This window comes from Mycetocola sp. JXN-3 (assembly GCF_014522285.1).
Taxonomy (GTDB): Bacteria; Actinomycetota; Actinomycetes; order Actinomycetales; family Microbacteriaceae; genus Mycetocola; species Mycetocola saprophilus.
In genome coordinates this window covers 1,602,130-1,623,717 of sequence record NZ_CP041635.1, presented here as the reverse complement: position 1 = coordinate 1,623,717, position 21,588 = coordinate 1,602,130, and the positions used below count along the sequence as shown (strand labels likewise).

The 21,588-nt window shown below is 65.5% G+C and carries 19 protein-coding genes; 7 read left to right on the top strand and 12 right to left on the bottom strand.

Annotated features, from left to right (window positions below; all coding sequences use genetic code 11):
- Positions 1-12: 12 nt before the first annotated feature.
- The 6 genes from C7C57_RS07510 to C7C57_RS07485 are packed head-to-tail and all read right to left on the bottom strand — an operon-like array spanning position 13 to position 5,911.
- Positions 13-981, bottom strand: coding sequence for an LLM class flavin-dependent oxidoreductase (locus C7C57_RS07510; RefSeq protein WP_187978162.1), 969 nt, complete (start codon positions 979-981; stop codon positions 13-15).
- Positions 978-2,024: an adenosine deaminase gene (gene add, locus C7C57_RS07505; protein ID WP_187978161.1), complete on the bottom strand. Its 1,047-nt coding sequence runs from the start codon at positions 2,022-2,024 to the stop codon at positions 978-980. Before add ends, C7C57_RS07510 begins: the two co-directional genes overlap by 4 nt.
- Positions 2,021-2,815, bottom strand: a complete 795-nt coding sequence (locus C7C57_RS07500) for an amino acid ABC transporter ATP-binding protein (RefSeq protein ID WP_187978160.1) — start codon at positions 2,813-2,815, stop codon at positions 2,021-2,023. The genes add and C7C57_RS07500 overlap by 4 nt, the downstream gene beginning before the upstream one ends.
- A complete protein-coding gene (locus C7C57_RS07495) occupies positions 2,812-3,729 on the bottom strand; it encodes an amino acid ABC transporter permease (protein WP_223144802.1) in 918 nt (305 codons plus the stop codon). The genes C7C57_RS07500 and C7C57_RS07495 overlap by 4 nt, the downstream gene beginning before the upstream one ends.
- On the bottom strand, positions 3,726-5,015 hold the full coding sequence (locus tag C7C57_RS07490; protein ID WP_187978159.1) for an LLM class flavin-dependent oxidoreductase: 1,290 nt from the start codon (positions 5,013-5,015) through the stop codon (positions 3,726-3,728). Before C7C57_RS07490 ends, C7C57_RS07495 begins: the two co-directional genes overlap by 4 nt.
- 2 nt (positions 5,016-5,017) lie before the next feature.
- Positions 5,018-5,911 carry an ABC transporter substrate-binding protein gene (locus C7C57_RS07485; RefSeq protein ID WP_187978158.1) on the bottom strand — a complete coding sequence of 298 codons (894 nt, stop codon included), beginning with the start codon at positions 5,909-5,911 and terminating at the stop codon, positions 5,018-5,020.
- A gap of 189 nt (positions 5,912-6,100) precedes the next feature.
- Here C7C57_RS07485 and C7C57_RS07480 point away from each other — a divergent pair, with 189 nt between their 5' ends.
- From C7C57_RS07480 to C7C57_RS07465, 4 genes are all read left to right on the top strand, one after another.
- A complete protein-coding gene (locus C7C57_RS07480; RefSeq protein WP_187978157.1) occupies positions 6,101-7,303 on the top strand; it encodes an LLM class flavin-dependent oxidoreductase in 1,203 nt (400 codons plus the stop codon).
- A 213-nt stretch (positions 7,304-7,516) separates the two neighbouring features.
- Complete coding sequence (locus C7C57_RS07475) at positions 7,517-8,554, top strand: substrate-binding domain-containing protein (protein WP_223144801.1); 1,038 nt, start codon at positions 7,517-7,519, stop codon at positions 8,552-8,554.
- Between the two features lie 76 nt (positions 8,555-8,630).
- On the top strand, positions 8,631-10,154 hold the full coding sequence (locus C7C57_RS07470; RefSeq protein ID WP_187978156.1) for a sugar ABC transporter ATP-binding protein: 1,524 nt from the start codon (positions 8,631-8,633) through the stop codon (positions 10,152-10,154).
- A 42-nt stretch (positions 10,155-10,196) separates the two neighbouring features.
- Positions 10,197-11,228 carry an ABC transporter permease gene (locus tag C7C57_RS07465; RefSeq protein ID WP_223144800.1) on the top strand — a complete coding sequence of 344 codons (1,032 nt, stop codon included), beginning with the start codon at positions 10,197-10,199 and terminating at the stop codon, positions 11,226-11,228.
- A gap of 76 nt (positions 11,229-11,304) precedes the next feature.
- On the opposite strand, the gene hemW is transcribed toward C7C57_RS07465, so the two are convergent.
- The 3 genes from hemW to lepA all read right to left on the bottom strand — a co-directional run bounded on the left by hemW (position 11,305) and on the right by lepA (position 15,158).
- Positions 11,305-12,525, bottom strand: a complete 1,221-nt coding sequence (gene hemW / locus C7C57_RS07460) for a radical SAM family heme chaperone HemW (RefSeq protein ID WP_187978155.1) — start codon at positions 12,523-12,525, stop codon at positions 11,305-11,307.
- A complete protein-coding gene (locus C7C57_RS07455) occupies positions 12,525-13,178 on the bottom strand; it encodes a DUF1990 family protein (protein WP_030143691.1) in 654 nt (217 codons plus the stop codon). Before C7C57_RS07455 ends, hemW begins: the two co-directional genes overlap by 1 nt.
- A gap of 123 nt (positions 13,179-13,301) precedes the next feature.
- Entirely contained in the window at positions 13,302-15,158 is a 1,857-nt protein-coding gene (gene lepA, locus C7C57_RS07450; RefSeq protein WP_030143692.1) for a translation elongation factor 4, read from the bottom strand.
- Positions 15,159-15,490: 332 nt separating this feature from the next.
- Here lepA and rpsT point away from each other — a divergent pair, with 332 nt between their 5' ends.
- Positions 15,491-15,760, top strand: coding sequence for a 30S ribosomal protein S20 (gene rpsT / locus C7C57_RS07445; RefSeq protein ID WP_030143693.1), 270 nt, complete (start codon positions 15,491-15,493; stop codon positions 15,758-15,760).
- 714 nt (positions 15,761-16,474) lie between these two features.
- Positions 16,475-17,722 (top strand): hypothetical protein, encoded by a 1,248-nt coding sequence (locus C7C57_RS07440; RefSeq protein WP_187978154.1) that lies wholly within the window; start codon positions 16,475-16,477, stop codon positions 17,720-17,722.
- A 23-nt stretch (positions 17,723-17,745) separates the two neighbouring features.
- On the opposite strand, the gene holA is transcribed toward C7C57_RS07440, so the two are convergent.
- Together holA and C7C57_RS07430 are read right to left on the bottom strand one after the other, a co-directional pair.
- Entirely contained in the window at positions 17,746-18,786 is a 1,041-nt protein-coding gene (gene holA, locus C7C57_RS07435) for a DNA polymerase III subunit delta (RefSeq protein WP_187978153.1), read from the bottom strand.
- Between the two features lie 92 nt (positions 18,787-18,878).
- Positions 18,879-19,250 (bottom strand): SdpI family protein, encoded by a 372-nt coding sequence (locus C7C57_RS07430; RefSeq protein WP_187978152.1) that lies wholly within the window; start codon positions 19,248-19,250, stop codon positions 18,879-18,881.
- 268 nt (positions 19,251-19,518) lie between these two features.
- On the opposite strand from C7C57_RS07430, the gene C7C57_RS07425 reads away from it, so the two are divergent.
- Positions 19,519-20,772, top strand: coding sequence for a thioester domain-containing protein (locus C7C57_RS07425; protein ID WP_187978151.1), 1,254 nt, complete (start codon positions 19,519-19,521; stop codon positions 20,770-20,772).
- 232 nt (positions 20,773-21,004) lie between these two features.
- On the opposite strand, the gene C7C57_RS07420 is transcribed toward C7C57_RS07425, so the two are convergent.
- Positions 21,005-21,550: a TetR/AcrR family transcriptional regulator gene (locus C7C57_RS07420; protein ID WP_187978313.1), complete on the bottom strand. Its 546-nt coding sequence runs from the start codon at positions 21,548-21,550 to the stop codon at positions 21,005-21,007.
- Between the last annotated feature and the right edge of the window lie 38 nt (positions 21,551-21,588).

Genomic DNA, 21,588 nt, shown 5'->3' with positions numbered 1-21,588 from the left:
GCGTGGTCCGTGCTAGCGTGCGGACGCGAATCGGCTGGGGCGTCGCGGCAGCCCGAGCCGCCCGGCGAGGGTGGCGTCCCCGGCGCCGTCCTCCCGAACCGGCAAAACCCCGCCGGCCAGCAGCGCGTGCAGCCCGGCGGTATCGGTCCGGATCTCCGCACCGGCGATCCCGGGGGTTGCCCGCCAGGCGGCAATCCGCGCGGCGAGACCGGGGGCGTCCTCGCCGGAGAGCACCACGATCAGCCGCGCGGTGGTACCCGCGGGATACTCGGCAAGGAGCACCTCCGCATCCGCCTCGTCCACCAGGATCACATCGGGTGCCGTGGTTTCGGAGGATCCACTCCACAGGTCGCGCGCGGATGCCGCGCTCTCGGCGCGGGCGAATATCGGGGGCTGACCCTGCGGCGGACGCGGGGTGATCAGCGGACCCTTCACCCGAAAATAGTCACCTTCATGCGCGATCTCATGCACCCGGGAGCTGTCCACATACTGACCGGTGGCCACGTCTCGCACCGTCGCGTCATCCTCCCAGGAGTCCCAGAGCTGGCGCAGCACGTGGGTAAACTCGGCGGCCTGGACGCGCAGACCCGTCTCGTCCAGATCACTCGCCGCGGGGACCAGGCGGTCGGCGGTCGCATTTCTCCCCCGCTGCACCAAGGCACCCGCGCGCCCCTCGCTGACAAAGTCGAGGGTAGCCACCTGTTTGGCCGCGTGGAAGGGCTCCACATAGTGCGCGGCCACGCCGGGGACCAGCGCGATCCGGGCGGTGCGACGTGCGAGATAGGCGAGGGTCTCCCCGGCGGTGGCGCGCGGCACGCCGTCGCCGGGGCCCAGGAGCGCATCGTCGAGACCGATGTAGTCGATCCCCGCGGACTCGGCCGCGCGGATCAGGTCCACCAACGCGGCAATCCCCGATCCGTCCGCGGCCGCTCCGATCGGATCATCATCCAGGTGCACGCCGATCACAAATCTCTCGGTCATCGCGCGCCGCCCGACAGCGTGATCGACTCGGCGGTTTCCTCGGCGGCCGCCGGTGCATCACCCCAGGCCTCGGCACCGATCCGGCGCAGCTGCTCGGTGATCTCCGGACCACCCACCTGCCCGAGCACGCCGGCATAGTAGAGTCCGCGGGCGCTGGCACCGGCGGCCAGGGCGATCTCGTGTTCCCGGCCCAGGTCGGTGCCAAACATCGCCGGGTCGTCGGTGTTCACGGTGACCGGCAGCCCGGCGGCCACCAGTGCACCAATCGGGTGATCTTCGAGTCGATCGATGACGCGGGTACGTAAGTTGGAGGTGGGGCACACATCCAGCACGATGCCGCGCTCGATCAGCTCGGTGACCAGAGCCGAATCCTCGATCGCCCGGAACCCGTGCCGAATCCGGTCGGCACCCAGCAGATCGATCGCCTCGCGCACCGACTGGGCGCCGTCATCCTCGCCCGCGTGCGGGACCGAGGCCAGACCGCCGTCGCGGGCGATCTGGAACATCCGGGTGAACTTCGAGGTGGGGGCCGCACGTTCGCGTCCCCCCAGGCCGATCCCCACGATGCCGCGGTCGCGGTAGCGGACGGCGTCGCGGACGATCTGCTCGCTGAGCTCGGCGGGGCGATTGCGGTCCACATCCGGGGTCAGGCGCACGATCACGCCGGTCTCCTCCAGCGCCTCCTGGATGCCATCGGTAAACCCGGTGAACAGGTCATCGGGATCGATGCCGCGCACATAGTACTGACCCGGCGAGAAGATCCCCTCCAGATAGACGGCACCAAAGCTCGCCGCCTCGCGGGCGTAGTCCACCACCACGCGGCGGTAGTCGTCCGGATTGAAGAGCACGTCGGTCGTGACGTTCCACACGTTGATGAAGTGGTTGAAGTCGGTGAAGTTATAGAAGCTCTCGAGCTCCTCAAGACTGTCCACCGGCAGGGTGACGCCGTTTTTTCGGGCTAGCTCGAACAGCGTGTGCGGCCGGACGGCACCCTCCAGGTGCACGTGCAGCTCGATTTTGGGGGTGAGGGTCGGGGATGTCATCCGATGGCTTCCTTGGGTGAATTTTCGGCGATACTCGCCTGTTCGGGGTGAATCATGCTGGCCACAAACTGCCGGGTTCGGGGGTGGGTGGGATGGTCAAGAATCCGGGCGGGGGTGCCCTGCTCCACGATCTCGCCGCCGCTGAGAAAGACGATCCGATCGGCGATCGTGCGAGCAAACTGCAGCTCGTGCGTGGCGAGGATCAGGGTCAACCCGAGGTCGCGCAGCTCGCGGATCAGGGCGAGCACCTCCCCCACGGTTTCTGGATCCAGCGCCGAGGTGACCTCATCCAGCAGGATCACCTCCGGTTCGGTGGCCAGCGCGCGCAGGATCGCCACCCGCTGCTGCTGCCCGCCGGAGAGTCGGTCGGGGTACTCGTCGGCCTTTTCGGCGAGACCAAACCGGGCCAGCAGCGCCCGAGCCTTGGTCTCGGCGGCGGCCTTGGAGAGCCCGCCGAGTTTGCGCGGGGCGAGGGTGATGTTTTGCAGCACGGTGAGGTGCGGGAACAGGTTGAGCTGTTGGAACACCATGCCCACGCGGCGACGCACGCGGTCGCGTCCGCCACGTCCGGCCTCCCCGGTCACCGGTTCGCCGTGCACCAGGATCTCGCCGGCGAGGCTGTCCTCCAGCAGGTTGATCGTGCGCAGGAGCGTGGACTTGCCGCACCCGCTGGGGCCGATCAGCGCGATCACCTCGTGCGGGGCCACCTCGAGCGAGACGTTTTTCAGGGTCAGGTTCTCCCCATACGCCTGGGAGAGGTTGCGGATGCTGACCGCCGCGACCGCGCTCATACCGCCCCTCCCATGCCGCGGCGCAGCTGGGCGCGACGCAGCAGGTGGTCGGTCAGCCGGGTCAGCGGGATCGTGATGCTCACAAATAGCACCGCCGCCACCAGGTAGGAGGTGAAGTTAAACGTGGTGGCCGAGTACGCCTGGGCGGCCCGCGAGGCCTCCATCGGGCCGATTACCGAGATCAGCGCGGTCTCCTTCTGCAGGGCGATGAATCCGCTCATCAGCGGCGGCACCACGCGGCGCACTGCCTGCGGCAGGACGATGTACCAGAGTGTGCGGCCGTGGCCGAAGCCCAGGGCTCGGGCGGCGGCACGCTGACTGGGATGGACCGACTCGATGCCCGCCCGGTAGGTCTCCGCGGTGTAGGCGGCCGAGGTGAGCACGCAGCCCACCGCGCCCCAGAACAGCGGCGAGGAGCTCAGCCCCTCGATCCGCAGCGCGGGAATGCCCATGCCGAGCATCAGGATGACCAGGATCGCCGGCAGCCCGCGGAACAGGTCGATATAGCCGATCGCAAACGCCCGCAGCGGGAAAAACACCGGCGAGGACAGGTTGCGCAGCAGCGCCAGCCCGAGGCCCACCAGCAGCACGATGGGTTCGAGGATGATGAACAGGGTCACGTTCAGCAGGAATCCGTCCCACACCTTGGGGAAGGACAGCACAAAGTGTTCGGGACTGAGGAACGCCGCCTGGAACGACTCCCAGCCGGCCGAGGAGGACAGCCCGAATCCGAGGACCGCCAGCAGAGCCAGCGTGCTCACGGTGGCGATCAGCGCCGAGCGGCGCACATCCGCGCGCCTCCACCACACCGGTCGTACCAGCAGGGCCCGCAACTCGGCGTCGCTGAGTTTCGGCGGGCCGGGGCGACCCACCGGCGGTGCCGACTGAGCAGCCACCCGATCGTCGATGCTCACGCGTCTCTCCCCTCGGCGAGGTGATCATGGATCGTGCTCCCCGCGTATTCGGTGCGATAGACACCCAGTTCCTGCAGCTCGGGAATGACTCGGTCCACGAAGGCGTCGAGCCCGCTGGGCACCACCGAGGGGTTCACCACGAAGCCGTCGGCCGCCCCGGTCTGCACCCAGTGGTTGATCTGATCGGCGACGCTCTTCGGGGTGCCCACGAAGTCGCGGCGGGCGCGCACCTCCCCGAGCAGCGCGCGGGTGGACAACCCGCGCTCGCGCTGCAGGGCGCGCCAGGACTCCACCAGCACGCGGGCATCGCGTTCGCCACCCACCTGCCCGCGGGCATAGCGGTCGGCGTGTTCCCAGTCGGGATCCTGGGTGGGCAGCGGACCGTCCACGTCGAAGTCGGTGAGGTCGATCCCCCAGACCTCCTCCAGCAGGAACACGGCGACCTTCGGGGTGACCTCCTGCAGTCGCCAGTCGGCGGCGATCTCGCGCGCCTCCCGTTCGGTATCCCCCAGCACAAACGAGGTGGACGGAAGGATGATCAGGTCGTCCAGGCGGCCCGCGGCCCGACGGCGCTCCCGCAGGTCCGCACAGAACTCACGGGACGCCTCGATGCTGCGCCGGCCGGCGAAGATCACGTTGGCGTGGGCGGCGGCCAGGTCGCGACCCTCGGGAGATCCACCGGCCTGGACGATTGCCGGTCCGGGACCGGGCAGCGCGGCGAGCCCGGCCGCCGCCTCGGCACCGGACCAGAGGCGGGCGGTTTCGGCCAGGAAGCCCTCGGCCTGCCGGTAGCGATCGGCGTGGGCGACCATGCGTCCGGGACGGAAGTTGGTGGAGGCCCCCACGCCAAAACTGGTGTGGGAGGTCACCACGTTCCACCCCGCGCGTCCCCCGGAGAGGCGGTGCAGCGTGGCCAGGCGGATGGCCACGTCGGTGGGGTCGGAGAAGGTGGTCCCGATCGTGGCGACCAGTCCGATCCGCTCGGTTTCGGCGGCGAGGCCGGCGAGCACGGTGAGCGAGTCGGGCTTGTCGAGGATCGCGTGCTCCACCACGCGCCCCCGATGCTCCTGGAGCCAGTTCGCCTCGGCGAGGAACACAAAGTCGAACAGGCCGCGCTCGGCGCTGCGGGCGAACCGGGCAAAGTCGGCGAACTCGATCTGGCTGCCGGCCTCGGGATGCCCCCAGAGGGTGTGGTGGTGGTCATTGGGGTAAAACGCACCGAGGTGCACCCGGCGCAGATTCGCGCCCGGTGCACTCTCGGGTGGGGGATTGAGTGGTGAAGCCATTGTTACTGGGTGTACTCCTGTACCTGCTCGGGCAGCGGCAGCCACTCCTTTTCCAGCTTGTCGATGGTGCCATCGGCACGCAGCTGGTTCAGGGCCTCGTCTACATAGGGCACCAGCGGGCTGTTCAGGTCAAACACGAAGCCCATGCCCTTGCTCACGCCGTTGTCCTTGAGTAGGCCGGCGATCTTGAGGTCCTTGTACTGGTTGAGCACCACGTTCTGGCCGATCTGCAGGTCCACCACGATCGCATCCACCTGGCCATTTTCCAGCGCCTGGGTGCTCAGGGCCACGGTGTCGAAGGACAGCACGTCCTTGGGCTTGATGGTCTGGGTGATGTAGCTGTCCTGGGTGGTTCCGGCCACGGTGCCGAAGCGGTACTTGGCGAGGTCCGCCACGCTCTTGGCCGCGAGGGCCGGGGAGTTGTCCTTGGTGATCACGACGCTGCGGGAGACATAGTAGGGGTCGCTAAACGAGACGGCCTTGGCACGCTCATCGGTGATCGAGACCTCCTGGGTGTACAGGTCGAAGTCCTTCGGACCCGGGGTAAAGGAGGCCGCAAAGGCGGTGTAGCCCCACTTGACCTGGTCCTTTTTGAAGCCCAGCTTTTCGGCGACCGCGTAGGTCAGCGCGCTCTCAAAACCCTTGCCGTTATCGGGCTTATTGTCGATGAACCACGGCGACCACACCGGGTCGTCCACGTGAACGGTCAGCTCGCCGTCCTTCACCAGCTTGAGCTTGGCCGGATCGCCGAGGGTGACCTTCTCCGCCGAGGCCGAGGAGGACGGCGAGGATTCCGGGGCGGCGGAGGAGGAACACGCGCTCAGCGCGAGGGCGGCCAGGGCGGTCATCCCGATCAGCGCCAGGGTGCTCCGGCGGCGAATACGTGAGTGGGTCATGCGTGCTCCTTCGGTGAATCCCCACGACATACGCCAGCCGGGGTGGGACTGCCTCCAGGGAGGAAGGGGGGATGGCATCACTTTAGGAATCTCCTCGAAGTTTCCAACATCGGTGACGCTATGTCACGCAACATTGCACACTGTGACGCGGGGGTATTGCGCGCGGCCCGGAGTTGGGAGGATGGCGGGATGACGTCTTTGCACACGGACGCGCAATCGCATGCCGCCGACTCCCCCGCCATCCCCCTTTCGGTCCTTGACCTGGTCCTCATTTCCGAGGGTGGGAACGCCGCCGGTGCCTTCGCCGATACCGTAGCCCTCGCCCGCTCGGTCGAGGCCGCCGGCTACCGGCGCTACTGGGTGGCCGAGCACCACCTCTTTCTCGGCGGTGCCGGGGCGGCCTCGGTCCTGCTGACCCCGACCATCGCCCAGGCCACCGGGTCCATCCGGGTGGGCACCGCGGTCATCATCGTGGACCACCACACGCCGCTTCAGGTGGCCGAGGTGGCGGGTACCGTGGCCGCGCTCACCGGGCGCAGATTCGATCTGGGCATCGGCCGCGGCGGACCGAGCGCCGAGCAGCGCGAGCGCGGGCGGCAGACCAACGCGGCTCTGGAGGCCGGGACCACCCGTCCCGGCCCGATCGGCGAACACCGCGAGGTGGACGGCGTGGTGATCCCATCCTGGGTGATCACCCCGTTCAACGATGCGCGCGCGGGCCTCAACGACCGCCTGCTCAACCGCTTCCCCGGCAACCCCACCGATTTTGGGGCGCAGGTGGATGACATCCTCGGCTTCCTGCGCGGCACGTTCACCGCCCCCGGCGAGGTGCCCGCGGACGTGCACATCACCGCGTCCCCCGCCGAGGGTGCCGACGTGGAGGTCTGGGTGCACGGCAGCTCGGCCGGCGTTTCGGCCGAGGTGGCCGGGGCAAACGGACTGCGGTTCGGGGCAAACTATCACGCGCTTCCGCAGAACATCCTGGAGACCGTCCGGGCGTATCGGGAGGCGTTTATCCCCTCCGCCGAACTGGATTCCCCGTACATCGCTGTCTCGGTGGATGTGCTGGTCGCCGACACCGACGAGGAGGCACGACGCCTGGCCAAGCCATTCGAACGCTGGCTCTACTCGATCCGCACCGACTACGTGGCCGGCCCCTATCTGAGCCCCGAAACCGACGCCGAAAACCCACTCACCCCCGAGCAGGCGCTGCTGGTCTCCGACCGGGTCGCCACGCGCATCGTCGGCTCCCCCGAAACCGTCGTTTCACGCCTGAAAGCGCTTCAACAGGCCACCGGAGCGGACGAGTTTGTGATCACCACCCAGGCCCACAGTCTCGCCGTGCGCGAGCACTCCTACCGCCTATTGGCTGAGGCTTGGCCCTCGGCCTGACCCCCAAATCCCACCGCGATTGCGGATGCGAAACCCTTCTCGGGTATCGCATCCGCAATCGTCGTTTTGTCCGGGTACTCCAAGATTTTCTGCTTCCTGAGCCGGCAAACCGGCCATAGCCTCGCTATACGGTCACCCAAACGGAACATCGCAGTTCCGCCGGAGATCGGGGACCGGCAACGAGGCCGGCCCTCACACAGCAAAGGAACCGTCATGAGCATGAGAACTCACAGTAGAGCTCGAACCGTCATCACCCTGCTGAGCGCCGGACTTCTCCTCGGACTCACCGCCTGCTCCTCGGGCATGGAGGCCCCCGGCGAAAGCGGCGCGGCCGGAGGAAAAAAGGATGGCCCACTGACCATCGCCTACCTCCAAAAGCAGGGCGATCAGCAGTACTTCGTCGACGAAGCCGAGGGGGCAAAGGCCGCGGCGAAGGAGCTGGGAAACGTCACCATCAAGGTGGTCAACCTCGGCGTGGATGCCAATAAGGCCATCAGCGAGATGGATTCGGTGATCGCCCAGAAGGTGGACGGCATCATCATCGTGGTTCCCGATCAGCAGATCGGGCCGCAGGTGCTGGACGCCGCCAAGGCCGCGGGTATCCCGATCATGGCCTCGGACGACGTGATCAAGGATGCGGCGGGCAAGGATGCCCCGTTCGCCGGATTCGATGGCACCGCCATGGGCACCAAGGTCGGCGAGGAGGCCGCACGCCTCTACGCCGAGTCCGGCTGGACCGCCGAAAATACCCGCATCCTCTCCGCCGGCAAGCTGGACCTCTCGGTCTGTAACCAGCGCATGGACGGTGCCGCGGCGGCCTTCACCAAGGCCGTGGGCGCCGACGGCCCGCAGACCATTCAGATCGGGACCGATAACTCGGCCACCGACGCACAGAATAAGGCGGGCGCGGTCATCACCGCCAACGCCGGGGTGCAGAACTGGGTGGTGTGGGGCTGCAACGACGAGAGTTCCACCGGTGTCGTCACCGCCCTGCAGAACTCCGGGGTGTCCCCCGCAAACATCAACGGGGTGGGCCTCGGCGCCTACCTCACCTGCAAGGACTGGTCGGCGGGTCAGACCACCGGTAATAAGTCGGCCCTGTACATCTCGGGGGTCGAGGTGGGTCGCGCGGCGGTGACCTCGATGGTGGACCTGCTGCGTAACGGCACCGCGCTGCCGCCCGCCACGATCGCCAAGACCGAGATCGTGGACGCCGGCAACTGGAAGGAAAAGGGCGTCGCCTGCACCTAGGCCGCCCGCCGGTGGGGTCGCTCGGCGGCCCCACCGCTCCCCCACCACGCACCTTCACCGTCGAAAGGATCGCGCCATGAGCGCACTCGCTCCCCTCACCATCCCGCCTGCTGCCGTGGGCCAGGTGGTATTCAGCGCCACCGATATCACCAAGAGCTTCGGCCCGGTCGCCGCCCTGTCCGGCGTCAGCCTCGAACTACGCGCGGGCGAGGTCACCGCCCTGATGGGGGAAAACGGGGCCGGCAAGTCGACCCTGCTGAAAATCATCACCGGCGACTATCAGCCCGATACGGGCGCCCTCACCCTGCACGGCGGCCCCGTTCACTTTGGCGAACCGCGCGAATCGCGCACCGCGGGCATCCGGGTGATCGCGCAAGAACCCGAGATCATCCCCCACGTGAGCGTCGCCGAGAACATCTTTGTGGGGCTCCTGGGTACGCGCGGCCCGATCTTTCGCCGCCGCGAGCTGATCGAACGCGCACGCACGGCCCTCGCCGAATTCGGGTTTGCCGGGGTCATCAGCCCCGAGGCCCTGGGCAGCGAGCTCTCGGCGGCACAGCGTCAGATCGTCGAGATCATGCGTGCGGTGGTGGATCATCCGGCGGTCATCTGCTTTGACGAGCCCACCTCGTCCCTGGGCGAGGAGGAGGCGGCGATCCTCTTCGATCTGATTCGCCGACTTCGCTCCGACGGGGTCGCGATCGGGTACGTATCGCATCGCATGAACGAGATTTTCAGGCTGGCCGATGCGATCACCGTGCTGCGGGACGGCCGCCTGGTGGGGACCAAGCGCACCGAGGATACCGATCACGATGATCTGGTGCGGATGATGGTGGGCCGCGACCTCTCCCAGATGTTTCACCGCGAGCCGGTCACACCCGGTGCCACCATCCTGAGCCTGAAAGGCGTGGGCAACGAGTTTGTTCACGACATCACGCTGAGCGTGCGCGCCGGCGAGGTGGTGGGCATCGCCGGTCTGGTGGGTGCCGGGCGCAGCGAGCTGCTCAAGACCATCGTGGGTGATTTCACGGTTGAGTCCGGCGAGCTGGGGGTTGGTGGTAAAACCGTCACCTTCCACACGCCGGCAGACTCGGTCGCCGCCGGCGTCGGGTTTGCCCCCGAGGAGCGCAAGGCCGAGGCGCTGATCATGCAGCGCTCGGTCCGCGACAACATCGCCCTCGCGGTCCTGGGCCAGATCTCCCGGGGAAAGTTTGTCAGCTCGACCCGCGAGGAGGAACTCGCCCACGGGTTTATCACCAAGCTGGGGATCCGTACCCCGAGTGATCGCCAGCTGGTCAAAAACCTCTCCGGCGGCAATCAGCAAAAGGTCGTCCTGGCCCGGTGGCTGGCGACCAAGCCGCGGCTCCTCCTGCTGGACGAACCCACCCGCGGTGTGGATGTCGGTGCCAAGGCCGAAATCTACGCGATCATCGACGAACTGGCACGCGCGGGGGTCGCCATCCTGATGGTCTCCAGCGAACTCCCCGAGGTACTCGGCCTCGCCGACCGCGTCTATGTGATGGCCTCCGGCCGCATTACCGGCGAGCTCTCCCGGGAAGACGCCACCGAGGAATCCATCCTCGCCCTCGCGATGGACTAGCCTCGCGTCCCCATTTTTCCTCCCACAGGAAGGAGGCACCCCGTGCCTACCCAAACGGTCTCCACCAGCTCCCCCACCCGCGTTTCCCCCGCCGACACCCCCGGATTCTTCCGCCGGTTCCTCACCGCGATGGGGGTGCAGAACATGTCCCTGCTGATGGCCATCGCCTTCGTGGTGCTGGTCATCGGCACCCAGAACCCGCTGTTTTTCACCGTCCCCAACCTCAAGGTCATCGGAACCGCCATCGCCATTTCCGGATTGCTCGCGGTGGTCCAGACCCTCGTCATCATCATGGGCGGCCTGGATATCTCGGTGGGATCGATCGCCGGCCTCGCTTCGGTGACCAGCGCGATGATCTTCACCTCCGCCGGGCCGCTGATCGGCGTGGTTGGGGCCGTGGGAATCGGGCTGCTGTGCGGCCTGATTAACGGCTGCATTATCGTCTTCGGCCGGGTGAATCCGGTGATCGCCACCCTGGCCACCCTCGCCGCCTATAAGGGCATCGCCCAGCTCATCTCCGATGGCCGCGCCCAGGGCTACACCGGGGCCGACCCGTTCTTCGTGTTCCTCGCCCGCGGCAGCGTGCTGGGAGTGCCCACGCTGATTTGGATCCTGGTGGTCATCGCGCTGGGCATCCACGTCCTGCTGCGGTACACCACGATGGGGCGCAACATCTACGCGGTGGGTGGGAACGATGTCGCTTCGCGCCTGGCGGGCATCAACATCAACCGCTACATTCTGGGCATCTACATGATGACCGGCGCCGTCGCCGCCCTCGCGGGCATCCTGATCACCGCCCGGACCGGATCGGGGCAGCCGGTCTCCGGCTCCGAGGGACTCGAACTCGAAGCCATCACCGCCGCGGCCCTGGGTGGCGCGGCCCTCAAGGGGGGCAAGGGCACCATCGCCGGGACGATCCTGGCGGTCATCCTGCTCGGCATCCTCACCAACGGCATGACCCTGCTCGGGGTGAACTCGTTCTGGCAGAACGTCGCCAAGGGTGGGCTGCTGGTCCTGGCGGTGGTGCTCCAGCAGCTCCGCTCGGGTGAGCGTCGAATCGGACTCCCGGGCTAACTCGTCGCAACACAAAACCGGGGTGCGTGACAACGCACCCCGGTTTTATGGGCCAGGCGGCGGTTTGCCCGGGCGGTTAGCCCACCAGCGCGCGCACCACGGCGTCCGCCAGTAGGCGTCCGCGGAGGGTCAGCTGCAGGCGACCGCGCAGCGCGGCGGGGCCTTCGATCAGGCCGTCGGCGATCAGGCGCGGGATTTCGTGGCGCGCGTCGGAGTCCAGTCCGGCAATCGCGATGCCCTCGGCGGTGCGGGATTCCAGCAGGATCCGCTCCATCTCGCGGGTCTCATCGTCCAGCACCTCGCGCCCGAGGCCCGGGGAGATCCCCTCGGCCATGCGCTGGGCGTAGGCGGCCGGATGTTTGACGTTCCACCAGCGCACCCCGCCGACGTGGCTGTGCGCGCCGGGTCCGATGCCCCACCAGTCGGCACCGCGCCAGTAGGCGAGGTTGTGCCGCGAGCGGGTTTCCGGGGACACCGACCAGTTGGACACCTCGTACCAGGAGAATCCGGCGGCCGAGAGCGCCTGATCGGCGTACTCGTACATGTCCGCCTGCAGGTCCTCATCGGGTTCGGGCAGCTCGCCACTGCGGATCTGCCGGTGCATCTTGGTGCCCGGCTCGACGATCAGCGAGTAGGCGGAAATGTGGTCGGGCCCGTAGCTCAGGGCCGCGTCCACGCTGCGCTGCCACTGCTCCAGGGTCTCCCCCGGCGAACCGTAAATCAGATCCACGCTCACCTGCAGGCCCACCTTTTTGGCCCACTCAACCACGAGCGGCACGCGCTCGGGGGTGTGGCTGCGATCCAGGGTCGCCAGGGTTTCCGGCACGGCCGACTGCATCCCGAAGGACACCCGGGTGAATCCGGCATCCTTGAGGGTCTGCAGGTAGGCCTCATCCACCGAGTCTGGGTTGGCCTCGGTGGTGATCTCGGCATTCGGGGTGAATCCGTGGGTGTCGCGGACCGCGTGCAGCATGCGGGCCAGATCGTCCGCCGGCAGCAGGGTCGGCGTTCCGCCGCCAAAAAAGACCGTATCAACCGGGCGCACCGCTACCTCGGCGGCGTCGAGTACCCGCTTGGACAGCGCGACCTCGGCGATGGCCTCATCGGCGTAGTCCACCTGCTTGGCACCGCGCAGTTCGGTCGAGGTGTAGGTATTGAAGTCACAGTATCCGCAGCGAACCCGGCAGAACGGGACGTGCAGATAGAAGCTGAAGGGACGATCCTCGCTGCCGATACGCGCGGTGGCGGGCAGAGAGCCGTCGGTGGGGGCGGGATCTCCGAGGGGTAGTGCTCCCATTAGGTGGTGGGACTCGCCCACGTCGGGGACAGCGCACGCATATACGCGGTGGCAATCGCCGTCATCCGGGCACGACCCAGCGGCGGGAAGGCGCGGTACTTGGCCCCGATCGGGCGCATGAAGGAACGCACGGTGAACCACACCGAGTCATCGTCTCGCAGCTCCACCATAAACGACTCCTCGCCGCTCATCTGCGCGGTAGAAACCGTTCCATAGGCGAACGCTGTCGAGTTCTGGTTCTCCACCAGGTACACCACCCGGATCTTGGATTCCAGGTTGTAGCGGCCAATCTTGCCACGCAGCTTGGCGGTGGTACCGGCATCCAGGAATGCGCTGCCATCGGGGGCAAAGCGCTGCTCGCTGTGTCGACGGTTGGGGGCAACGGCGTTACCCTCATCGTCAAACTGAATACCGGTGTACTCGTTTCCGCTGCCCGGACGCACATCGTGCACGTCGATCCCCGCGTCACGCTGCACGCCCCAGCTCAGCAGCGTCGATGCTGCGGCCTCATAGCGTTCGCGTCCACTGCCCAGACGGATGCTGTCCTCGGCGGGCACATAGCCCTGCGGCGGGTACTGCATCAGGTCGGCAGCCTGGGTGGCCCCGACTGCGGCATAGTCAACGGGCTGGTCTTCGAAATTACTGCGGCGCATCCCCTACTTCTTTTCTGTCTGCTTCGTTCCGCGATCAATTCTTCGGCCACCGGGCGGCCTGATTGGGGCACGCCCGAGCGGCGAGCACGGTTAAGTCTAACCCGAGCTCGCCGCCGTGGGGTGTTACTTCTTACCCTTACCGGATTCCACGTCACCTGACAGCGCGGCGATGAAGGCCTCCTGGGGCACCTCCACACGACCGACCATCTTCATGCGCTTCTTACCTTCCTTCTGCTTCTCCAGCAGCTTGCGCTTCCGGCTGATGTCACCGCCGTAGCACTTGGCAAGAACGTCCTTACGGATCGCACGAATGGACTCGCGGGCGATGATGCGGGCACCAATCGCCGCCTGAATCGGCACCTCAAACTGCTGACGCGGGATCAGCTTGGACAGGCGCTCGGTCATCAGCACGCCGTAGGAGTAGGCGTTGTCGCGGTGCACGATCGCACTGAAGGCGTCCACGGCCTCGCCCTGCAGCAGGATGTCGACCTTCACCAGGTCTGCCTCCTGCTCACCCGAGGGCTCGTAGTCCAGCGACGCGTAGCCCTGGGTGCGGCTCTTCAGGTGGTCGAAGAAGTCGAATACAATCTCGGCCAGCGGCATGTTGTAGCGCAGCTCGACGCGATCCTCACCGAGGTAGTCCATGCCCAGCAGCGCGCCGCGGCGGCTCTGGCACAGCTCCATGATGGTGCCCACGTAGTCCTTGGGCGCCAGGATCGCCACGCGCACCATCGGCTCGGACACGGCGTGGATCTTACCGGTCGGGAACTCGCTGGGGTTAGTCACGGTCACGGTCTTGCGGTCCTCGGTGGTGACCTCGTAGATCACGCTGGGCGCGGTCGCGATGAGGTTCAGACCAAACTCGCGCTCCAGGCGCTCGGTGATGATCTCCAGGTGCAGCAGACCCAGGAAGCCACAGCGGAATCCGAAGCCCAGGGCCACCGAGGTTTCCGGCTCGTAGTTCAGCGCCGCGTCGGACAGCTTGAGCTTGTCCAGGGCCTCACGCAGGATCGGGTAGTCGGATCCGTCGATCGGGTACAGACCCGAGAACACCATCGGCTTGGGGTCGGTGTAGCCGGGCAGGGCCTCGGTTGCGGGCTTCTGCGCGTGGGTGACGGTGTCGCCCACCTTGGACAGACGCACGTCCTTCACACCGGTGATCAGGTAGCCCACCTCGCCGACGCTCAGTCCCTTAGACGGAACGGGCTCGGGCGAGGACACACCGATTTCCAGCAGGTCGTGGGTCGTGCCGGTGGACATCATCTGCAGGCGCTCGCGCGGCTTCAGCGTGCCATCCACCATGCGGACGTAGGTGACCACGCCGCGGTAGGCGTCGTACACGGAGTCGAAGATCATCGCGCGCGGCTCGGCGTCCACGTTACCCACCGGGGCGGGGATGTCGCGGATCACCCGGTCCAGCAGCGCCTCGACGCCCATGCCGGTCTTACCGGACACCCGCAGCACGTCCTCGGGCTTGCCACCGATCAGGTTGGCGAGCTCAAGCGCGTACTTGTCCGGGTCCGCCGCGGGCAGGTCGATCTTGTTCAGTACCGGAATGATGGTGAGGTCGTTTTCCATCGCCAGGTAGAGGTTGGCGAGGGTCTGGGCCTCGATACCCTGGGCGGCATCCACCAGCAGGATCGCGCCCTCACAGGCGGCGAGGGAGCGGGAAACCTCATAGGAGAAGTCGACGTGACCGGGGGTGTCGATCATGTTCAGCGCGTAGGCCTGACCACCCTCATCCGACCAGGGCATCCGCACGGCCTGGCTCTTGATGGTGATGCCGCGCTCACGCTCGATGTCCATCCGGTCCAGGTACTGGGCGCGCATGTCACGGTTGGCGACGATGCCGGTGATACCGAGCATGCGGTCTGCAAGCGTCGACTTACCGTGGTCGATGTGCGCGATGATGCAGAAATTACGGATGAACTCCGACGGGGTACTCGCCGGCTCTAGGGCCTTTACAGCTTGGGGGCTCACGCGTTCCTCTGGTTGTTAATGGTCACAAATAAAATCAGGTGCCGGATAGCCGGGCGTGGACACACGTGTCCTTCTCGCCATTCTCCCATGAAAGGAGTGGCCGGGGCGAATGCGCACCGCCGAGGAGGGACCGATGGTGCCGGTTCCGTACGCGCTCCCGGGCGTGCGCGACCGCTATTCGACGCGCCAGATCACGATGGTTGGGCGAGATTGATGGGAACTGATAGACTCGGGTCTTGACTTGCGTGCGGAGTATCCACACGAAACAGTCGGACGGCGCCCTCTCTCGCTAACCGACACTCCCATTCGGAACAAACGAAAGACTAACTAAAGTGGCAAACATTAAGTCGCAGATCAAGCGCATCGGTACCAACAAGAAGGCTCAGGAGCGCAACAAGGCCGTCAAGAGCGAGCTGCGCACCGTCGTCCGTCACACCCGCGAGGCCGTCGTCGCCGGCGACAAGGACCGCGCCGTGTCGGCCCTGCGTACCGCTTCGAAGAAGCTGGACAAGGCCGTGAGCAAGGGCGTTCTGCACAAGAACCAGGCCGCTAACCGCAAGTCGGCTCTGGCCAAGCAGGTTGACGCACTGCTCGCCAAGTAATTCTGCTTTCTAAAAATCCCCGTCCTCCTCGGAGGGCGGGGATTTTTGCTGTGTCCACCTAGAGCGAATGCGCACGTGATATTTGGGCTCGAATTGCACCGATTGGCTATTTGAGTCGACTTGAGGTGGCCGAAGCAAGAATAAGGACTCTCGCGCAGCTGTGATTTTGAGCCCCAACGAATCAAAGTCAGACAACGGGAAATTGATGGCCCTTATCTGGGATCTTCGCTTGGCAGATAAGATTTGTACATGCCACTGAAGCTACTCCCAATCGACTTTGAACTAGAGATCGTTGCGAACCAAGCTGCCCCGCAAGAATTGCAGGACCTCGGGATGGCGTATTGGCAAATTTCCGGTATTGATGAGTTCACAGATGAACTTGTTTGGGCTCACAAGACGACAAGTATCGAATTCGGACCGTGGGCAAATACTGCTCACCATGCCGCTGCCGCCGCGGTAGTCGCGTCAACACGAAGCTACGAGTGCGCGGAGTGTCAGGGCGTAGTGACTCTGAAATCGCGAAACACCTTAAGTGAGCTACGTCGCGGCAAGAGAGCTAAGTGCAGGGAATGCGATTCGACTATAAACAGCCGAGCCGCTCAGGTATTGGGTACAGGCAAGTCGAGGTACCCCGTACCCCATTCGTCCTCAGAGGCAGAAGGCGACCCTTACGAGAGTACACACACTTCAGCAGATAAAGGGCCGACGCGGTCTGTGGCGCTTGAAGCCATGCGGAGGCAGGCAATTGATGCAAACTACCCTGTAGACACTGGAGACAACACCCAGATACTGGCAGATGCATCGGTAACCGCTCGAGTTTCCGCGCTCGCCCTAATCCATGCAGCAAGCAAACCTTCCGGGATTATTTTTCCTGTTAAGTACGATGATGCTTCATTCGCACCAACCGCCGAAACTGCACGCAAACTGTTCCTTGCAGCATTCCACGAGGGACTCCTAATTGTGCACCCTTCCACACCAACCAAAGGTTTTGTATGGGATGAAGCGTCCCCAGAAGTGCTAAGTGATAGCATCTACACTCAATTCGTTAGGTTCGTTCCTCCAGGTGATGGTCCGCTTGATTGTCGACTCGAAGACTTTGCCGAGAATCTGCGCACATCACTCGAGATTGAGTACATGGACTTCGACGAGCGCCTTGAACTTACTGAACTCCTGCAACAACTCATCGCAGGCGAAAGCATGAGATCGCTTTCCTACGAGTTGGGATTACACGGGCTACCGAGCCCCTCGGATAGTCATTTGGAAAGCCATCGCAGCCATGCTTTAAAGGCTGCAGGCTTATTCTCACTAGGACACATCTACAAGTTCGCTTGGACCGCAGCTCGAGACGCCTCATCTGCTTATCAGCGTATTGGTGGGATGAGCCGAGCAAACGCCACGACCCATGGACTCAACAAGTTTGCAACCTACATTCAACGCGGAATCGATGAACCCAGTTTTCTTGGATCACCCTATAACGAGCGAAATGATCTGCAATTGAGTGCAGCTACCGATATCGGCTTTCGAATTGTGCTGCAGGCTAACCCGATGACGTCGACACCGACCTCTCTCACTGAGGATTTACTCATTAGTCCAGGGAGCGGATTACCGCCCTTGTGCGTAAGTACCGTCCCTGATCGCTCAGCAATTATCGAGTGGCTTCGGACATCCGACAGTTGGACGCCGATCGACTTCCGAGAGGCCCTGGCAAAACTTTCCGATGAAACTAGTGCATGCTTGCCAGGCTGCGTTCATGAGCGTTCGCACGTGACGGCGCGTTTCGCGGGTGAATTGTACGACCGGATCGTGTCTCGTTGCGGAGCCTATGACTCCGCAATAGTCACCGCTGAAGCTCTTCGATTGAGTAACTTCGGCGCAGATCATGGATTGACAGGAGACCTTGTCTTAGCCGAACTTGCAGTGAACCTTGGGTGGGAAGCACGTGCTGTCGATGATCTGCCCTAGGCGATACTCCTGTTATTAGATAACTAACGAACGAGCGTGCGCCCGCGGCTGGCGATGGCCGAGACCATGCGCTCCAGGGCGAACTGCGGATCCCCCGGCGCACCCTTGACGATCGCATCGGTGTCGGCGATCAGACGGATGCACGCCCCGAGGCCCGCATCGTTCCAGCCGCGCAGGTCCCGCCTGGCCCGGTCAATCTGCCAGGGCGCCAGCCCAAAGGCGCGCGCCATCTGGGCCGCGGGAACCCGGTTCGAGCTCACCTTGGCCATCGTGCGCATCTTCATCGCGAACGCAGCGACCATCGGAACTGGATCGGTACCCGAGTTAATCGCCTGACGCAGCGCGATCAGCGCCTCGCCGGCGCGGCCGGCAATCGCCAGATCCGCCACCGCGAACGCCGTCACCTCGGCACGGCCACCATAGTACTGGGCGACCGTCTGCTCGGTGATATCCCCGGTAGTGTCGGCCATCAGCTGAGTACACGCGGCCACCAGCTCGGCCAGGTCTCCGGAAAACGCAGACACCAGCGCGCGGACCGCATCGGGACGCGCGCGGCGACCTGCCGTCGCAAACTCGGCCGCGGCAAAATCAATCTTTTCCGAGTCCTTTTTCAGCTCGGTACACACAACTTCGATCGCGGTGCCCTTGGCGGCACGGATCGCATCGAGCAGGCGCTTTCCGCGCACTCCCCCGGCATGCCGCAGCACCACGGTGGCACCCTCGGGCGGGTTGGCCAGGTAGTCGATGGCCTCGGTGAGGAAAATATCGGAGCACTTCTCGACCGCATCGATGCGCACGAACCGGGGCTCCCCAAACAGCGAGGGGCTCGCCACGGTCGCCAGCTCGCTGGCCACGTAGGTATCGGCGGTGAGTTCGCTCAGCTCAAGACTCGGATCTTCGGCACGCAGCAGATCACGCAGCATGCGGATCGATCGATCGGCCAGGAAACCTTCGGTTCCGCTCACCAGCACCACGGAGGCCGGACGAATCTGGTTCCACGCGAGCTGCGGGATCGCGGCCTTGGATGCCGTCTTTGTTGCCGTCGCGCCGCGAGCTGCCGCCACCGTGTCCTCCGTTTCGCGGTCGGGGCCGGGAGGCTCCGATCGTCTCCCTCTAGACTACCGGCTCGTCGACGCCGTGGTCTCGGACAGGCCGGTTAGTTCGGGCTGTGGAGACCACCGTAGGCTCGAGCGGCCCGGGCCGAGGCGACTCCGCCGAGCAGCGCCCACACAATCAGCCAGATGAGGGCGATCCCCAGCAACACCGGAGTGGCCGATTCCGCCCCCGCCAGGGCTGTGATCTTGCCGATGATCGCGGCCACGATCATCCCGACTCCGGCGATTGTCACGCACGGTGCCGCGGCCCGGTTCACCTCGGTCCAGGCGTCCCCATCATCCAGGGTCAGCGGGGTGCGATAGCCGAAGATCCGGTTGCGGGGCAGCTTACCCCGGGCCGCCGCACGCCCCCACCAGAGGACCAGGACACCCAGCACGAGCACCACGGCCGACGCAATAATCAGTCCAAACATGAGCACTCACCCCTCACAATCGTGATCCGGTGAGGCTCACTCTACTCGCGCGGCGATTCACCACCGCCACACTTTGATAACGATCCATGGCTCAATGTGTCGCCATACACGGTCAACATCCGGGCGCAATATCCGACACCCGAAATTCCCCCTCCGTTGGGTGACATAACGCACGTGTTTATCAGTATTATTTCTCTGTCCTCACCTTCTATATCTGAGCGACCACACCCCCGCACCGCGCACATTCACTCCCACGAAAGGCCAAGCCATGGCATCTTCCTCATCACGCTCCGCACGGCGGCTGACCGGCTGGCTCGGTGCCGCGGCCCTGGCCGTGGGCGGCATCCTCACCCCCGCCGCGGCCATCGCCGCCGAACCCGCATCGGGCTCGACCTCCGGATCGGCAGCCATTTCCGCCGGCGATACCGTTCACATCGGGCCCAAGCAGGGGTATGGGGGCACCGGAATCTTCCCGATCTGGTACGGATCCGCCGCGGTCGGCGACCCCGACGGCTGGGCCTACTGCGTCGAACACAACATCGGCGCCCGTACCGACGTGGACGGTCGCGTCGACTCGCTCGATGACTACCTCGGCACCAACGCCTTCCTCAACAAGGAGGTTAAGGACCGCGTACTCTGGGTGCTCTCGCACAGCTATCCCACCGTTGATCTCGACCAGCTGACCGCCGCCGCAGGGATCACCGGGCTGGCCGTGAACGACGCGATCGAAGCCACCCAGTACGCGATCTGGCGCTATACCGATCTGGGCTTTGATGCGGCCTGGAACTGGGAAACCCCGAACTCTGAGGCCGTTTACTGGTACCTGGTGCACGGGGCCAACGCAGCACCCTCTCCCGTGCCGTTCCCCACCGTGGCGACCGCAACGATCACCGCTCCGAGTGCCCGGCAGACCGCCGGAAGCCTGGTGGGCCCGTTCACCGTGACCACCAACCAGGCGTCGGTGGGTATCGATGCGCAGGGTGTGGCCGTTACCGACGCCCAGGGTACCCCGATCAACCCCGCGGCCGTGACCAATGGTCAGGCCATCTATCTGGATCTGCGCACGCAGAAGGTCGCCGGGACGGCCACCATCACCGTGACCGCGGCCGCCGCCGGACCCACCGGAAACATCATCTCGGTGGCCACCCCCGAAAACACCGAGCCTTCCGCCGACGCGCATGCCCAGTCCATCGTGCTCGTTCAGGCGCGCACGGCCACGACGCGCGCGCAGGTAGCGGCCTCCTGGTTCGCGGCACAGGCTACCGAGCCCACCGCCGGAGGATCGACGCCCACCTCGGGACCCGGTACCACCGCGGGGCCGAACGCCACGGCGGCACCCGGCGCGTCTTCCGCCCCCGCGGGAGCCGTCTCGACCTCGGACGCGTCCCGCGCCGGCGCACAGAACGCCCGCCTCGCCTCCACCGGTGAATCGTTCCCGGCGCTGGCGCTCGGCCTTGCCGTCGTCCTGGTCGCCCTGGGGCTGACCACCCGCCGCCTCCGAGGATCGCGCCGCGACGCCTAGGATAGGGTTCACCTGCCCCGGGCCTCGGTTTCCACTCGGAGATTGGGGGCCGTTGCCTCGGTCTCCGCACGGAGATCGGGGCTCGGTGTCCGTGGGCCACAGCACGGACCGGGGCACCGTCGGTCAAGTCGGTGGGCTACAGCACGGAGCAGGGCACCGCCAGGCAAGTCGGTAGGCGACAGCGCGGCGCGGAGCGGAGCGGCCTCGGGCATATCGGTAGGCGAGCCGGAAACTAGGTGCGGGGACGGGCAGGCAATGCTGCCAGCAATACGTCCAAGCCCGCGCGCATGATGGCCTCGGGATCCACCGGATCTAACTCTCGGAGCCGGGCATACGCCGGTGCGAGCGTCGGTTCCACGCCGAGGTCACGCTCGCTTCGAGCCATACTCGCGGTGGTTGCCGAGCCGATGATGTAGTTGGCAACCACGTACGCGGTTCCCAGCGGATCCCGCGCCCCCGCCTCAATCAGGAGCACCACCATCCGATCGCTGACTCGCACATAGTGCGGTCCGCGGGGTGCGCGCATCGCGATCACCCGTACGGCCCAGGAATGCCGCACCAGATGGCGATAATAGGCAACCATCAGATCCTCGAGGGACGCAGACACCACGGCCACCTCCATGATCGGATCCAACTTCATGGCATGGTCCAGCGCCAGATCGAACAGATCATCCGCGGACTCCACCCGCGAGTAGAGACTGGCCGGCGCGACCCCCAGGGCCCCGGCAACCGAGCGGATACTCAGCGCCTGCATGCCGCCCTCGTCCAGGAGACGCATACTCGCGCGCGCCACCTCGTCAACGTGGACGGAACGCG

Excerpts from the sequence above, each read along its gene's own strand:
- C7C57_RS07510 (WP_187978162.1), bottom strand. The coding sequence starts at position 981 with ATGACCGAGAGATTTGTGATCGGCGTGCACCTGGATGATGATCCGATC.
- add (WP_187978161.1), bottom strand. The coding sequence starts at position 2,024 with ATGACATCCCCGACCCTCACCCCCAAAATCGAGCTGCACGTGCACCTG.
- C7C57_RS07500 (WP_187978160.1), bottom strand. The coding sequence starts at position 2,815 with ATGAGCGCGGTCGCGGCGGTCAGCATCCGCAACCTCTCCCAGGCGTAT.
- C7C57_RS07490 (WP_187978159.1), bottom strand. The coding sequence starts at position 5,015 with ATGGCTTCACCACTCAATCCCCCACCCGAGAGTGCACCGGGCGCGAAT.
- C7C57_RS07485 (WP_187978158.1), bottom strand. The coding sequence starts at position 5,911 with ATGACCCACTCACGTATTCGCCGCCGGAGCACCCTGGCGCTGATCGGG.
- C7C57_RS07480 (WP_187978157.1), top strand. The coding sequence starts at position 6,101 with ATGACGTCTTTGCACACGGACGCGCAATCGCATGCCGCCGACTCCCCC.
- C7C57_RS07475 (WP_223144801.1), top strand. The coding sequence starts at position 7,517 with ATGAGCATGAGAACTCACAGTAGAGCTCGAACCGTCATCACCCTGCTG.
- C7C57_RS07470 (WP_187978156.1), top strand. The coding sequence starts at position 8,631 with ATGAGCGCACTCGCTCCCCTCACCATCCCGCCTGCTGCCGTGGGCCAG.
- hemW (WP_187978155.1), bottom strand. The coding sequence starts at position 12,525 with ATGGGAGCACTACCCCTCGGAGATCCCGCCCCCACCGACGGCTCTCTG.
- C7C57_RS07455 (WP_030143691.1), bottom strand. The coding sequence starts at position 13,178 with ATGCGCCGCAGTAATTTCGAAGACCAGCCCGTTGACTATGCCGCAGTC.
- C7C57_RS07430 (WP_187978152.1), bottom strand. The coding sequence starts at position 19,250 with ATGTTTGGACTGATTATTGCGTCGGCCGTGGTGCTCGTGCTGGGTGTC.
- C7C57_RS07425 (WP_187978151.1), top strand. The coding sequence starts at position 19,519 with ATGGCATCTTCCTCATCACGCTCCGCACGGCGGCTGACCGGCTGGCTC.
- C7C57_RS07420 (WP_187978313.1), bottom strand. The coding sequence starts at position 21,550 with ATGCGTCTCCTGGACGAGGGCGGCATGCAGGCGCTGAGTATCCGCTCG.